This is a genomic window from Mycolicibacterium neoaurum ATCC 25795, assembly GCF_000691525.1.
GTDB classification, from domain to species: Bacteria; Actinomycetota; Actinomycetes; order Mycobacteriales; family Mycobacteriaceae; genus Mycobacterium; species Mycobacterium neoaurum.
This window is the reverse complement of sequence record NZ_JMDW01000015.1, coordinates 106,748-120,333: the sequence shown is the minus strand read 5'-3', so window position 1 is coordinate 120,333 and position 13,586 is coordinate 106,748. Positions and strand designations below refer to the sequence as shown.

Annotated in this window: 15 protein-coding genes; 4 read left to right on the top strand and 11 right to left on the bottom strand. The window is 67.6% G+C overall.

What is annotated here, in order from left to right:
- Window positions 1–50: 50 nt before the first annotated feature.
- Window positions 51–1,256: a DUF7159 family protein gene (locus IC40_RS26955; protein ID WP_478354257.1), complete on the bottom strand. Its 1,206-nt coding sequence runs from the start codon at window positions 1,254–1,256 to the stop codon at window positions 51–53.
- A 280-nt stretch (window positions 1,257–1,536) separates the two neighbouring features.
- Between IC40_RS26955 and IC40_RS0121380 the strand changes: the two genes are divergently transcribed.
- Window positions 1,537–1,806: a metal-sensitive transcriptional regulator gene (locus IC40_RS0121380; protein ID WP_030136719.1), complete on the top strand. Its 270-nt coding sequence runs from the start codon at window positions 1,537–1,539 to the stop codon at window positions 1,804–1,806.
- Here IC40_RS0121380 and IC40_RS0121375 read toward each other — a convergent pair.
- The 3 genes from IC40_RS0121375 to IC40_RS0121365 all read right to left on the bottom strand — a co-directional run bounded on the left by IC40_RS0121375 (window position 1,790) and on the right by IC40_RS0121365 (window position 3,244).
- The gene (locus IC40_RS0121375; protein WP_030136718.1) at window positions 1,790–2,158 is read right to left on the bottom strand and encodes a DUF202 domain-containing protein; all 369 of its coding nucleotides are present in this window, start codon (window positions 2,156–2,158) and stop codon (window positions 1,790–1,792) included. The genes IC40_RS0121380 and IC40_RS0121375 overlap by 17 nt on opposite strands.
- A gap of 1 nt (window position 2,159) precedes the next feature.
- Window positions 2,160–2,528, bottom strand: coding sequence for a YidH family protein (locus tag IC40_RS0121370; protein WP_030136717.1), 369 nt, complete (start codon window positions 2,526–2,528; stop codon window positions 2,160–2,162).
- 77 nt (window positions 2,529–2,605) lie between these two features.
- Complete coding sequence (locus IC40_RS0121365) at window positions 2,606–3,244, bottom strand: TetR family transcriptional regulator (protein WP_036470558.1); 639 nt, start codon at window positions 3,242–3,244, stop codon at window positions 2,606–2,608.
- Between the two features lie 87 nt (window positions 3,245–3,331).
- Here IC40_RS0121365 and IC40_RS0121360 point away from each other — a divergent pair, with 87 nt between their 5' ends.
- Complete coding sequence (locus IC40_RS0121360; RefSeq protein WP_030136715.1) at window positions 3,332–4,489, top strand: acyl-CoA dehydrogenase family protein; 1,158 nt, start codon at window positions 3,332–3,334, stop codon at window positions 4,487–4,489.
- Between the two features lie 105 nt (window positions 4,490–4,594).
- Window positions 4,595–5,839: an MCE family protein gene (locus IC40_RS0121355; RefSeq protein ID WP_030136714.1), complete on the top strand. Its 1,245-nt coding sequence runs from the start codon at window positions 4,595–4,597 to the stop codon at window positions 5,837–5,839.
- Here the strand turns inward: IC40_RS0121355 and IC40_RS0121350 are convergent, their stop codons facing one another.
- The 6 genes from IC40_RS0121350 to IC40_RS0121325 all read right to left on the bottom strand — a co-directional run bounded on the left by IC40_RS0121350 (window position 5,840) and on the right by IC40_RS0121325 (window position 12,643).
- The gene (locus IC40_RS0121350; protein WP_030136713.1) at window positions 5,840–6,109 is read right to left on the bottom strand and encodes a YdeI/OmpD-associated family protein; all 270 of its coding nucleotides are present in this window, start codon (window positions 6,107–6,109) and stop codon (window positions 5,840–5,842) included.
- A 21-nt stretch (window positions 6,110–6,130) separates the two neighbouring features.
- Window positions 6,131–8,509: a Tex family protein gene (locus tag IC40_RS0121345; protein WP_030136712.1), complete on the bottom strand. Its 2,379-nt coding sequence runs from the start codon at window positions 8,507–8,509 to the stop codon at window positions 6,131–6,133.
- A gap of 67 nt (window positions 8,510–8,576) precedes the next feature.
- The gene (locus IC40_RS0121340) at window positions 8,577–9,881 is read right to left on the bottom strand and encodes an acyltransferase family protein (protein WP_030136711.1); all 1,305 of its coding nucleotides are present in this window, start codon (window positions 9,879–9,881) and stop codon (window positions 8,577–8,579) included.
- Window positions 9,882–9,934: 53 nt separating this feature from the next.
- The gene (locus IC40_RS0121335; RefSeq protein ID WP_051644407.1) at window positions 9,935–10,576 is read right to left on the bottom strand and encodes a sensor domain-containing protein; all 642 of its coding nucleotides are present in this window, start codon (window positions 10,574–10,576) and stop codon (window positions 9,935–9,937) included.
- Between the two features lie 10 nt (window positions 10,577–10,586).
- On the bottom strand, window positions 10,587–12,266 hold the full coding sequence (locus IC40_RS0121330) for a SulP family inorganic anion transporter (protein ID WP_030136709.1): 1,680 nt from the start codon (window positions 12,264–12,266) through the stop codon (window positions 10,587–10,589).
- Window positions 12,263–12,643 carry an ArsR/SmtB family transcription factor gene (locus tag IC40_RS0121325; protein ID WP_030136708.1) on the bottom strand — a complete coding sequence of 127 codons (381 nt, stop codon included), beginning with the start codon at window positions 12,641–12,643 and terminating at the stop codon, window positions 12,263–12,265. Before IC40_RS0121325 ends, IC40_RS0121330 begins: the two co-directional genes overlap by 4 nt.
- A gap of 72 nt (window positions 12,644–12,715) precedes the next feature.
- Here IC40_RS0121325 and IC40_RS0121320 point away from each other — a divergent pair, with 72 nt between their 5' ends.
- A complete protein-coding gene (locus IC40_RS0121320; protein ID WP_030136707.1) occupies window positions 12,716–13,135 on the top strand; it encodes a DUF5313 domain-containing protein in 420 nt (139 codons plus the stop codon).
- Here the strand turns inward: IC40_RS0121320 and IC40_RS0121315 are convergent.
- Complete coding sequence (locus tag IC40_RS0121315) at window positions 13,123–13,539, bottom strand: DUF4267 domain-containing protein (protein ID WP_030136706.1); 417 nt, start codon at window positions 13,537–13,539, stop codon at window positions 13,123–13,125. The two genes, IC40_RS0121320 and IC40_RS0121315, sit on opposite strands and share 13 nt — an antisense overlap.
- Between the last annotated feature and the right edge of the window lie 47 nt (window positions 13,540–13,586).

Genomic DNA, 13,586 nt, shown 5'->3' with positions numbered 1-13,586 from the left:
GGGAAATCGGCGTAAAGCCGGCACCGAGCTCAGATTCGGCGTGGTCCGGGTCAGGGCAGCGCGCCGAAGAGCGGGTTGACCGGCACCGGCGCGGGCGCCGGTGGCGGGGGCGGCTCGACGGGCGCCACGGCCGCCGGTGCTGCTTCGGGTGCCGGCAGGGCCGCGGGCGCGGGCAGCAGCGGTGCGGCAGGTGCCGGGGCAGGCGGTGCGAACAGCGGGAACGGCGCGGGCGGTGCTGGCGCCGGCGGTGCGCCGGGTAGCAGCGGGTCCGGCCCGGGTGCGGCCAGCGGGACCGCCGGGTCGGCGACATGCGGCACGCCTTCGGCGACGATCTCGGGTTCGGTGACGACCTGCGGCTCGGTGACGACCTGGGGTTCGGCGACCGCCGGGGCGGCGTCCGGCACGACCGGCGGCACCCACTGCACCCTGGGCACGGTCTCCGCGACGGGCTCCTGCACCACAGGCGCGGCCTGCGGAACGGGGGCCGCCTGCGCGACCGGGGCGGCCTGCGGGGCAACGGGAGCGGCGGGCGCGGCCAGCGGCTGGGCCGCCGGGGGCTGGGCAGCGAGGACCGGCGAGGTCTGCGGTGTCGACAGGGTGGCCCGGTTGGCCAGGGTCGCCGACTCCGGCACCTCGGACCCACCGAACTGAGAACCGACGGCGAACAACGCGATCACAGCGGTCACTGCGGCCGCGCCGGCCAACGACAACAGCCGCCCACCCAACTGGGCGCGCAGCCGCGTGCTGCGCTCCGCCTGCTGTGGACCGGTCTGCGTCGGCACCGCGTTGGTCAACACCAGGTGTGCGGCCTGATAGGCAGGGCCTTGCATCACCTCGGGGTCACAATCGGAGATACGGCCGGCGCAGTCGGCACAATCGAAGAGGTCCCCCTCGAGCGCGGCGGCGAACAGGTCCTCGGCAACCTCGGCGGCGTCCGACTCGGTGAGCTCGTCCAATTCGGATACGGCGGGCGTGATCTGCCGAACCGGCCGAACGTCGGACCAGCCGGCATCGCGCAACGCCGCGAGCAGGTCGGCGGACCGATCTTCCAGATCAGCACTCCAACACACACCCACCGCACCGACCCGATAGCCGGCCGCCGCAGCGATACCGGCGGCTCCTCGGACTGCGGCCAGACACCGCGGCACGAGGTCCTCGGGTTGTCGCACCACGAATCGGTCGTCATCGATGGGACGCCCAGTGGGCACGGTGGCATCGACCAGAACCCAGCCGACACCATTGGTGGTCACCGACAATCCGAGTACGGTTCTCAACCCCTGACCTCTGCTCCTGTCTCATCCCCCGGCTGCGGATCGCGACGAAGCCTAGTTTGCTCGCTTCGACTCGGCATCTCGTGAGAACGCCGTTTCCGGCGCTGTCTACTCGTTATCGTCGCCGTGACGGCACGCGTTACCAGGCACGACGCCGCACCACCCAGCACCGGTCCGGGTGGTGAATTCACCGAGAGTTCATCCATCGCCGAGGGAATACCCCCGCCGGTACCATTGCTATTCGGTACAGCGAAAGGAAGCAGCCATGGTGGGCGACGAGGAAGCAATCACAGCGGTATTGAATCGGCTGCGCCGGGCGCAGGGTCAACTTGCCGGCGTCATCTCGATGATCGAACAGGGCCGCGACTGCAAAGACGTGGTGACACAGCTGGCCGCGGTGTCACGGGCCCTGGACCGGGCCGGCTTCAAGATCGTCGCAACGGGTATGCGGGACTGCCTGACCGGCGAGACGGCCGACGGGCAGCGGCCGATGACCGAAGCCGAGCTGGAGAAGCTGTTCATGGCGTTGGCGTGATGCCGGGCGCCTGACCGAAGATCGCCGACGCGACGAGCGCGCCGACGATGACGATCGCAAAAACCACGGTCGCGGTACCGATCCAGAGCACCTCCGCATCCGGCGCAGGCACCCGCGTATGCCCTGCACCGGGCTGGTTGAGCAGCCTCGAACGTCGCCAGCCGACGATGAGCACACTCAACGCCAGGCACGTGGCGATCACTGCCAGTAGCGCACGACCGGGCCCGAACGGTCCGTGCTGACGGATGATCAGCAGCGCCCCTCCGGCTACGAAGCCCAAAGCGCTTCTCTCCCAGGATAATAAGGTGCGCTCCGCCTGCAAACCGGGTTTGTGCGGCTGCGACCGGGGCATCCTACCGACCGCCCGGCGGCCAGACGACCAAGATGATGAGCACGGCCACGGTGATGGCGAAAATCGCCATCCCGAGCAGGGTCGGGATCAGCGTGGGCGGTAGATCCGCATCGCGTCGCATGGCGTCTTGTACGCGACGCCAGCGCCATACCGCCAACGCGGCCAGGACTCCCCCGCCACCGGTCAACGCGATGCTCAAACCGTGCCGCACGCCGGCGATACCGAAAGAGGGTACGAACTGGACGACCGCGATACCGCCGGCAATGAGGGCCAGCGCGGTGCGGATCCACGCCAGGAACGTCCGCTCGTTGGCGAGGGTGAACCGGTAATCCGGTTCCGCATCCACCCGCTCGTCTTCGGCTTCGGTCATGTCCGCTTCCCGGTGCCACGCATCTCGGTCAGCGTACGTCGACAGGCCGACGCGTTGCGGCGGTACGGCGGGATGATTCAGACTCCGGCAGGACGACCGACGGCGGCGAATCGGGCCTGCAATCCGCCGATGAACGAGGTGAGCGCGAGATCGAAACTGGCCTGGTCGATCTCGTCGGCCATGGCGGGCAGCCGGTGGGCCTGCTGCATGTGTGGATAACGATCCCGGTAGATCTGCGCATCATCGGCGAAACCGCGCGAGAACGACCCGATCGTCGACCCGAGCACCAATGACCGGGTCGCCGCGCCGATCATGGTGGCCTCACGGGGCGGCCACCCGGCCCGCACCAGCCCGCCGTGCACTGCGTTGGCGATGCGCAGACTTTCGTCGCGGTGCCGGAGCCCCAGTGCCAGGAACGGCACCAGATTGGGATGGGCGGCCAGCGCCGACCGGTATGAGCGCGCCCAGTCGGCCAGCGCCACCTCCCATGCTTCATCAGCGTCGAAGGCGGAGGTGTCGACGACGCTCACCACCATGCCGGCGATCTCGTCGAGCACCTCGGTCTTGGTCGGGTAGTGCTTGTAGAGCGAGGCGGCCTGCACTCCGAGACCGGCGGCCAGATTGCGCATGGACAATCCATCCAGGCCGTCCCTGTCGATGATGTCGAGCGCGCTGTCGCGTATTCGTTCGCGGCTGAGAATGCGCGGCCTGGCCACCATGAGCTCCTTCATTGCTTTGGCGAACGATGTTAGCTTATAGTGGCAATCATTGGCTAACGCTGTTCACAAACTAGGAAGGTAGCGATGCGCAGGGACGTCTACACCCAGGAACATGAGGACTTTCGCGCGATGATCCGGGCGTTCATCGAGTCCGAGGTCGTGCCGGTGTACGACAAGTGGTTCGAGGACGGCATCGCCCCTCGCGACTTCTACTACAAGCTCGGCGAGCTGGGCCTGTTCGGCATCGAGATCCCCACCGAGTACGGCGGATCCGGCATCGACTCCTACAAGTTCCAGGCCATCATCACCGAGGAGTGCTCCCGCGCGGCGGTGTCCTTCGGCGGTTCCAGCGTCCACATCGGGTTGTGCCTGCCCTATCTGAAGGAACTGGCGACCGAGGAGCAGAAGCAGCGCTGGTTCCCGGGCATGATGTCCGGCGAGACCATGTTCGCCATCGCGATGACCGAACCGGGTACCGGCTCTGATCTGGCCGGGATGCGCACCACCGCAAAGCCTTCCGGAGACGGTACGCACTACGTGCTGAACGGATCCAAGACCTTCATCACCGGCGGCGTGCACGCCGACCGCGTCATCGTGTGCGCCCGCACCGCCGCCCCACGCGACGACGACCGCCGGTTCGGCATCTCGCTGCTGGTCGTGGACACCACATCGGCCGGTTACACCGTCGGACGCAAGCTGGACAAGTTGGGCCTGCGCACCTCCGACACCGCCGAACTCAACTTCACCGATGTGATCGTGCCCGCCGAGGACGTGCTCGGCGAGGTCAACATGGGCTTCTCCTATCTCGGCCGCAACCTTCCGCGCGAGCGGCTGGCCATCGCCGTCGGGTCCTACGCCCAGGCGGCGGCCGCCGTGCGCTTCGCGGCGCAGTACACCAAGGACCGCACGGTCTTCGGCAAGCCGGTCGCGGCGTTCCAGAACACGAAATTCGAACTGGCCGCCTGCAAGGCCGATGTCGATGCCATGGAGGCGGTCGTCGACCGCGCGATGAACGCCCACGATGCCGACGAACTGACACCCGCCGATGCGGCAGCGGCCAAACTGTTCTGCACCGACCTGGCATCCAAGGTCATCGACCGCTGTCTCCAGCTGCATGGGGGTTACGGCTATATCAACGAGTACCCGATCGCCCGCCTCTACGCCGACAACCGGGTCAGCCGGATCTACGGCGGAACCAGCGAGGTGATGAAGATGATCATCGCCAAGGACATGGGCCTGTAGCCGCTCGTTTGTAACCGCCGTCACAACGGGCGGTCGGTGACATGGGCGTCACAGCCCGGTGATGATCCTGAATCCGTTGCGCTGTGGTGCAATTGGCCGGTGATCATGGCGCCTGGGGCCGATGCCACCGAATCGGTCGACGAGGGGCCCACCAACGACCCCAAGGAACCGCCGTACCGGGCGGCTGGTGCGATCCTACTTCTGATCGTCGTGCTGGTGTTCGGCCTGACGTGGGTGCAGTTCCGTGGCTACCTCGAAGACGTTGTGCCACTGGTGATCATGGCCGAACGCGCCGGGCTGTCGATGGATCCGGGTTCGAAGGTGACGTTCAACGGTGTCCCGATCGGCAGGCTGACATCCGCCGGTGTGGTGACCGAGGGTGACGATGTCCGGGCCAAGCTGCTGTTGGATGTCAAACCGCAATATCTGCAGTTGATTCCGTCCAATGTGGACGCGCAGCTACGGGCAACGACCGTGTTCGGCAACAAGTACATCTCGCTGCTCTCGCCGGCCGATCCCTCACCCGACCGACTCGAACCCGGTGCGGTGATCAACGCATCGGCGACCACCACCGAATTCAACACCGTGTTCGAGACCATCATGGGTATCGCCCAGCAGATAGATCCGGTGAAGCTCAACCAGACTCTGACCGCCACCGCCCAGGCCTTGAATGGATTGGGAGACAAGTTCGGTCGGTCATTGGTGGACGGCAACGACATTCTCGGTGAGCTCAACGCGCGTATGCCGCAGATCCGTCGTGACGTCTCCGGGTTGATCGCATTGTCGGACACCTATGCCGACGCCGCGCCCGATCTCTTCGACGGCCTGGACAACGGTGCCATCACCGCGCGAGCAATGAACGATCAGCGGGGTGCGGTGGACGCGGCGCTGCTGTCGGCGGTCGGGTTCGGGAACAACGCCGCCGATGTTCTCGAACGCGGTGGCCCCTACCTGGTCCGCGGCGCCCAGGACCTGTTGCCGACCAGCGCGCTGCTGGACTACTACAGTCCGCAGTTGTTGTGCAGCCTGCGCAACTACCACAACGTGGCACCGAAGTACGCGGATATGCTCGGCGGCAACGGTTACTCCCTGGTGCTGCGCGACCAGCTGGTGGGTGCCGGAAATCGCTACGTGTTCCCGGACAACCTGCCGCGCGTCAACGCCCGCGGTGGACCGGGCGGCCGGCCCGGTTGTTGGCAGCCGATCACCCGGGACCTGTGGCCGATGCCGTATCTGGTGATGGACACCGGCGCCAGCATCGCCCCTTACAACCACTTCGAGCTCGGACAGCCGATCATGAACGAATACGTCTGGGGACGTCAGGTCGGCGAGGACACCATCAACCCCTGATCAGGCCCTGCCGGTGCGCTCGCGATGCTTGCAGCCCGGCCAGCAGCACGGTCGCCGCTTACCCTCCTCGAGCTCCTCCTGCGTACGCCGGATCCGGCGCTCCCGCGTCGTGTCCTGTTTCGCGTCCTCGACCCAACAGATGAACTCGTTGCGCGCCAGCGGCGTGATGTCCTTCCACGCCGCCAGCGCGGTGCCGTTTCCCATCAACGCAGAACGGAGATCGGCGGGCAGCGGATGCACCACCCCGCCGGGGACCTGCTGTTCTGCCATTCCGGCAATATAGCCCGAGGGCTACCGACCGAAGCCCGCATTGCGCAATGCATCCGCCATCGATCCCGACGGAGCAGAATCACGGCGGCCGGAGTTGTTCCCGCGGTTGGGCTTTCGCTGCGGATCTCGCTGTTGACCGCCGCGCTGCTGGGTGCCGTGGTTCTGCCGACCCTGCCCACCCTTACCGGACCCGCGGTCACCGCCGCGAGCGGGCTCGTCATCGAGTCGTAGTGACAACCCGATCCGCTGCCGGTCGACGTCGACATCGACGACCTTGACCCGCACCACCTGTCCGGATTTGACGACCTCGTGGGGATCGGAGACGAATCGGTCCGACATCGCAGAGACGTGCACCAGCCCATCCTGGTGCACGCCCACGTCCACGAAGGCGCCGAACGCCGCCACGTTGGTGACCACGCCCTCGAGCACCATCCCGGCCTTCAGATCGGCGACCTTCTCGACACCGGCGGCAAAGGTCGCGGTGGAGAATGCCGGGCGCGGATCGCGCCCGGGCTTCTCCAGTTCGGAGAGGATGTCGGTGACGGTCGGCACGCCGAACCGCTCGTCGGCGAAATCTGTCGGCGCGAGGGCGCGCAGCACGCGCTCGTTGCCGATCAACTCGGCCAACGTGATGTTGGACCGGTCCAGGATGCGCCGCACCACGGGATAGGACTCCGGGTGCACCCCGGAGGCATCCAGTGGATCGTCACCGCCGGTGATCCGCAGGAACCCCGCGCACTGTTCAAAAGCTTTGGGCCCCAGCCTCGGAACCTTCAGCAGCGCGCTGCGGCTGCGAAATGGGCCGGTGCTCTCCCGATGGGCCACGATGGCCTCGGCCAAGGTGTCGGTGACTCCGGAGACCCGCGCCAACAGCGGCACCGACGCCGTGTTGAGGTCGACGCCGACAGCGTTGACCGCATCCTCGACCACCGCGTCGAGACTGCGGGCCAGGGTGCCCGGCGTGACATCGTGCTGATACTGGCCGACACCGATCGACTTCGGTTCGATTTTGACCAGTTCGGCCAGCGGATCCTGTAGTCGGCGCGCGATGGACACCGCCCCGCGCAGCGTCACATCCAGTTGTGGCAGTTCGTGCGCCGCGTAGGCAGACGCCGAGTACACCGAGGCACCGGCCTCGCTGACCATTGCTTTCACCGGTGCGGGACCCCCGGCGGCACGGATATCGGCGATCAGTTCGGCGGCCAGCGCGTCGGTCTCCCGGGAGGCCGTGCCGTTGCCGACCGCGATCAGCTCGACACCGTGGCGGGCGACCAGTGCGGCCAGTGTGGCCTTGGCGGAATCCCATTGCTTCTGCGGCTGGTGCGGAAAGATCGCGCAGGTGTCGACCACCTTGCCGGTGCCGTCGACCACGGCGACCTTGACCCCGGTCCGGAATCCCGGGTCGAGCCCCAGCGTGGTGCGCGTCCCGGCAGGCGCGGCCAGCAGCAGATCCTTCAGGTTACGGGCGAACACCGCGACGGCATCGGCCTCGGCGCGCTGGCGCAACCGGATGCGAGCGTCCACCGCCGCCGAGATCATCAGCTTGGTCCGCCAGGCCAGCCGCACGGTGGTGGCCAGCCACTGGGTGGCCGGGCCCGCCGCGGCCAGGTCGACGCCGAGGCTCTGGGCGACCCGCGCCTGGTAAATCTCGTCGGCACCGCCGTCGAAGTTCACCGCGAGGACCTGCTCCTTCTCACCACGCAACACCGCGAGCACCCGGTGCGACGGCATCTTCTCCAGCGGTTCGGAGAACTCGAAGTAGTCGCGGAACTTCTGTGCGGCCGGGCTCTTCACGACCTCGTCAGACCACGGCGCGGTCCGCAGCGTGCCGTCGGCCCAGAACTTGGTGCGCACGTCACCGACCAGTTCGGCGTCCTCGGCCGCCCGCTCGATCAGGATGTGCCGTGCCCCGTCGAGGGCCGCGGCGGTGTCGGCGACCTGCTCCCCCACGAATTCGGCGGCTGCCTCGTCCGGTACCAGCGTCGGGTCCGCGAGCAGACGGTCGGCCAGGGGCTCCAGCCCGGCCTCGCGCGCGATCTGCGCCTTGGTCCGCCGCTTCGGCTTGTAGGGCAGATAGATGTCCTCGATGCGGGCCTTGGTCTCCGCCGTCAGCAGCGCGTTCCTCAGCTCGTCGGTCAGCTTGCCCTGCTCCTCGATGGAAGCGAGCACGGCGTCGCGGCGCTGGTCGAGTTCACGCAGGTATGCCAACCGCTCCTCAAGGGTGCGCAGCTGACCATCGTCGAGGCTGCCGGTCACCTCCTTGCGGTACCGCGCGATGAACGGGACCGTGGCCCCCTCGTCGAGCAGATGCACGGCGGCCGCAACCTGGCGTTCGGCAACCGCCAGTTCCTCAGCGAGACGGGCATTTACGGTACGGATCACGGGCGCGCTCGAAGTCACGCCGAGACCCTACCGAATTGCCCTGACAGCGGTTCGGAGGGTGAGAGCGCAGCGACCGGGTTGGGTGTCAAGCGCAAGCACGCGCGGCCAGCACCCCGACCAGGAAGCATGCCAACGGCACCCAGCCGTCGGCTCCGGCCAGCCCGTTCTTGGCGACCAGCAGCATCGCCACCCCCGACATGCAGATCAGCACCCCCGCCACCACCGACCGAACCTCCCCTCGCGCCGAGCGCGCGCTGCCCGCCCCGACCGGGGCGTCCCACCATGGCAGCCTGCGGTGTTCCAGCGGGGACAGCAGCAGGAACGTCACGAACATCACGACCGCGAAGACGGCCGCACGTAGTGCCAACATCGCCCAGAAGTCCGGTGCGTGCACGTCGTAGGCGTCGAGTCCGAATGCGTTCAGTGCAAAGGTGGCGACGGCGATCGCCGGGATATGCCACAGATAGAGGGTCATGGCGCCCGAATTGCCGACCGCGACCACGTACCAGACCCGGGGACGCTGCGCCCAGCGACCGACGGGACCGGCGGCCGCGACGAACACGCAGGACATCCAGACGCAATGCAGGGCCAGCAACACCGTCGGCGGTGACACGTTCGAGACACCGTGGCTACTGCCGGTGGTGACCAGCGACACCTCATAGGTCTGCGTCAGCGCCAACAGGACCTGGGCAGCCAACGCCACCGCCGCCACAGCCAACGCGCCGGCGGGCCGGATCAGCCTGCGGGCGTATGCCACGCCTATGACCACCGGGATCAGCCACACGAACAGGAAATTGCCGACCCCGGCTTCGGATGATCCGACGGCGAAGCGGATCTGGTCGACACCCGCGGCGACGGCCAGCAGCGCGGCCACCACGGCCGCGGCGCTGCCGGTACTGCGGATGCGGGTGAGCAGCGGAACGAAGGCGATCACGACCAGGTAGACGCCCAGAAACCACAGCAGCGCCACGCATTCGCGGCCCAACCGATCTGCCGATTCGCCACCGAGGATCAACCGGGCCACCACCAGCGCCGCCGTCCAGAACGCCAGGTACCAGAACACCGGCCGGCACAGCCGCTGCGCCCGGCCCACCAGCCAGCTGCCCCACGCCGTGCCCGGATGCCAGCCGTAGGCGGCCGCCGCGCCGCCTGCGAAGAAGAAGAGCGGCATCACCTGCACCACCCAGGTGATGGGGGTCAGCTGCGGCAACTCCCCGAGGATGTTGCCGATCCACAGACCGTCGCTGTCGATGGTGGCTAGCAGCAGTGCACAGTGCCCGAACATCACGACCACCAGGGCGGAGAGCCGGGCGACATCGATGGCGCGGTCACGGTTACCCGCGTCGGCTGCCACCGAACTGGGCGCCGGCAGGAGCTTGGCGAACGGCATGGCTACAGCGTGCCGCACTCGGCGGCCGCGCGGATGAGTAGGACTACCCGAGTTCAGGCCGTGTTGTCGGCCAGCATCTCGAAACGCTTGAGTGCCTGCTCGGCGGCCGTGACGGTATCCATGCCACCGCCTGGGCCGCAGCTGGTCACCTCGATGGCCGCGTTGTGCGCGGCCACCATCAGGTTGTCGCAGTTCCACTCCGCGCTGCGCAGCGACCACAGGACCGACCCCGCCGGCGCCTGGACGGCGGGCGCTTCGACGGTGAACGTGTAGGTACGGTCGGCCATGGTGGTTACCTCCACCCGCCTACCCGCGCAGGCTTCGACGATCTGCCGAGCCGTTGCGAGTGCGTCGGCGGCCGAGAAGTCGGACGGATACACCGCGACCATCTCCTCGTTCACCACCTCGGATCGGCCGTTGGTCCCGGACCAGTGCCCACCGTCCTCGGCGACGGGCCCGTGATCGACGAGGAACGGCGGATCGACCTCCAGGGCCGTGCCGGCACAGCTGTCCGGAACGACGACGGCGAATCTGTTCCCATCGTGATTCTGGATATCCGGGCTGAGCATATCGGCGACCTGTCCGGCAGTGATCGGTCCGATCGAGGCTTGGGATGTGGCCCGCGGGTTGTCCACCGTCCGGGTGCAGCCGGCCAGGACGCAGATCAGAATTACCGCGGCCAGGCACTTCGTCACGGCTGTGAGTCTAGGCGTCGTGCCGACCCTGGGCCGTCAACGCATTTTCGCGGTCCACGTGGGCGCGTGCGTGGGCGATGGCTTCATCGAGACTGTCCATCAGGTGGGTCTCGTGCCGTAACGATTGGTGGATGCCGATGTTGGTCAGCAGCTCGTGTTGCTCGGGGTCGACACCTTTGATGATGACCAGCGTTCCGCGCGACTCCAGTTGGTCGGTGATCCGACTCAAAGCATGGGCACCCGTCGCATCGAGGTGATGCAGACCGGACATCCTGATGATCACCACCGCAGGCCCGGAGGCCGCCAGTTCGGCGATCGTGTCCGATATCCGTTCGGCGGCGCCGAAGAACATGGCGCCGTCCAACCGGAGCAGCATGATGTGTTCATCGCCGGGTCGATACGGGCCCGGTAACGCTTCGCGATGAACACCGCTGCGCCGGGCCATGGCGGCCAGCGCGAACAACGCCGCCACCAACATCCCCAGTTCCACGGCCTGGATCAGATCGAGGCACACCGTGACACCCGCGGTGACCACGAAGATCAGCGCTCCCGACCGACCACTGCGCAGAACCCTGGCGATGACGCCGCCGGAGATCATCGTGGTGGCGGTGACCATCAGCACCGCGGCCAGCGCCGCCAACGGGATGGCGCCCACCGGGCCGCTGAGCAGATAGACGACACCGATCAACAGCACCGAATGCGTGAGCGCGGCGATCCGCGTTCGCGCACCGGCTTTGACGTTCACCGCGGTGCGCGCGATCGCACCTGTTGCCGGCATCCCGCCGAACAGTCCGGCGGCCACCGACGCCATTCCCTGCCCGACGAGCTCGCGGTCGGGATCACCTGCAGCGGTGCCCGACAGACTCGCGGCCACCCGGGCCGACAGCAGCGACTCGATGGCAGCCAACGCCGCGATCGCCAGTGCCGCACCGAACAATGCCTTCATCGCCGCGAGATCCGCCTGCGGCCAGGTCGGTACGGGCAATCCGGCGGGCAGCTCGCCGATGCGTGGGATCGGCAGCCCGGCAACGGAAACCACCACCGATGCCACGATCACCGCCACCAGCGATGACGGAAAGGTGGGGAGCAGGCGGCGTAGGCCGACCATCACCACGATCACCACAGCCACCACCAGCAGCGCCCACCGGGCGGTCACCCCGTCTGCGGTCGTCAGCGCCTCGAGGGCAGCGGCCAACGGCCGCTTACCTTCCGGCGCTGCGGTGCCGACGGCCGCGGGCACCTGTTGCAGGAAGATGATCACCGCGATACCGAGGGTGAACCCTTCGATGACGGGCCACGGGATGATCGTCACGAGCCGGCCCACGCCCGTCGCACCGGCGACGAACACCATCGCGCCGGCCAGGATCGTCACGATGGCCACGCTGGAAAGACCGTGCTGGGCGACCACCGGCGCCAGCACCACGGCCATGGCGCCGGTGGGCCCGGACACCTGCACGTGGGAGCCGCCGAACACCGCGGCGACGATGCCGGCGACGATCGCGGTGACCAGTCCCGCTGCCGCACCGACACCCGAGCTGATCCCGAATGCGAGCGCCAACGGCAGCGCCACGACACCCACGGTGATGCCGGCAAGAACGTCGTGCCGCCACGACGAGCGCAGACCGGCGTAGTCACGCGCACCGGGTAGCAGCGCGCGGGCGGTTGTCCACCACCGCGATGGCGGCCTCATCGTGCCGATGTGCCGATGGGCGGCAGTGCGCCGATGGCGTCGAGATGGTCGCGCTGGGCCGAGAGGGTGTCGGTCAGGAAGACGCGCGCGATGACCAGCAACTCGGCGACCTTGGGGTGGGCGAGTTCGTAGTACACGGCATTACCGACCCGGTGCCCACGCACGACGTGGTGGCGCTTCAGCACGGCGAGGTGTTGGGAGAGCTGCGTGGGTTCGATATCGGTATCGGCCAGGATCGCGCTCACCGGGGTGGCTGCCGCACTGGTCGAGAGAATCTCCAGGATGCGGATTCGCGCGGGGTGTGCCAGCGCCTTGAACAGATTGGCCTTGATCTCATAGAGCGGTCGTTCGGGTCCGCCGAGGAAACTGTCCGCCACGCCCGCCGCACTCCTGATTGATGGATTGAGATAATTCGCAATTCAGAATACCGACGCTTAGACTTCGAGTCCATGCCGACTGCCACGGGACCCGCGACGCGACCCGGCCCGCTTCAGTACATCGCCTACTGTTACGGCAAGACGCTTCCCGTCTCCATGCGGCAGTGGGTCGCCCAGGATCTGGCCGGACCCGGCGCCACGGTGCGCATGATGGCCCGGGTGGCGGTTCCGGCCATTGCCATCCTGGCCCCCATCTGGTTCATCCCGATGTCGCTGTACCTGCACGTCAGCATGACCCTGCCGATCTTCATCCCGTTCGTGTTCTTCTCACACGCACTCAACAAGGTCTGGCGGCGGCACATGCTTGCCAAGCATGGGCTGAACCCCAACCTGGTCGACGCCCTCTCCCGAGAACGCAATGCGCACAAACACCGGGCCTACGAGGAGCGTTACGGGCCGCGTTCGGGTCCCGCGGGCAGTCACGACATCTGATCCCTGGGCACACTCGCCGTCGGTCCGCTCTGCACCACCCGCCGCCGGGTGGCACCCCACAGGCCGACACCGATGCCGACGACCGCGCCGCCGAGACCGATGATCCGCTGGGACTGCGGCATCTGATGATGAACTCCGGCGCCACCGAGCAGGTCGGCGGCATCGGCCCCGCCGGAGGCAAGGAACCACCCGCGGGTGTTCCTGCCCCGGACACCGGCGGCCAGCAACAATCCCCCGATCAACGCATCGCGGTATCCCATCGACCGCAACAACAGCTGGGCGGTGGCGTCGGGGCGATCGGGCGAGCCCCATAGCCGGTTCGCCCGCAGCGGATCCACCAAAAACGAGATCCCCGAAGCCATCCGCAATCCCCCGACTGCCACGGCCGCACCGTCGATCGACATGGCCGGCAGCCTAGGCCCGGGCTCGGCCGGTCGGGCGCAATCGGCCC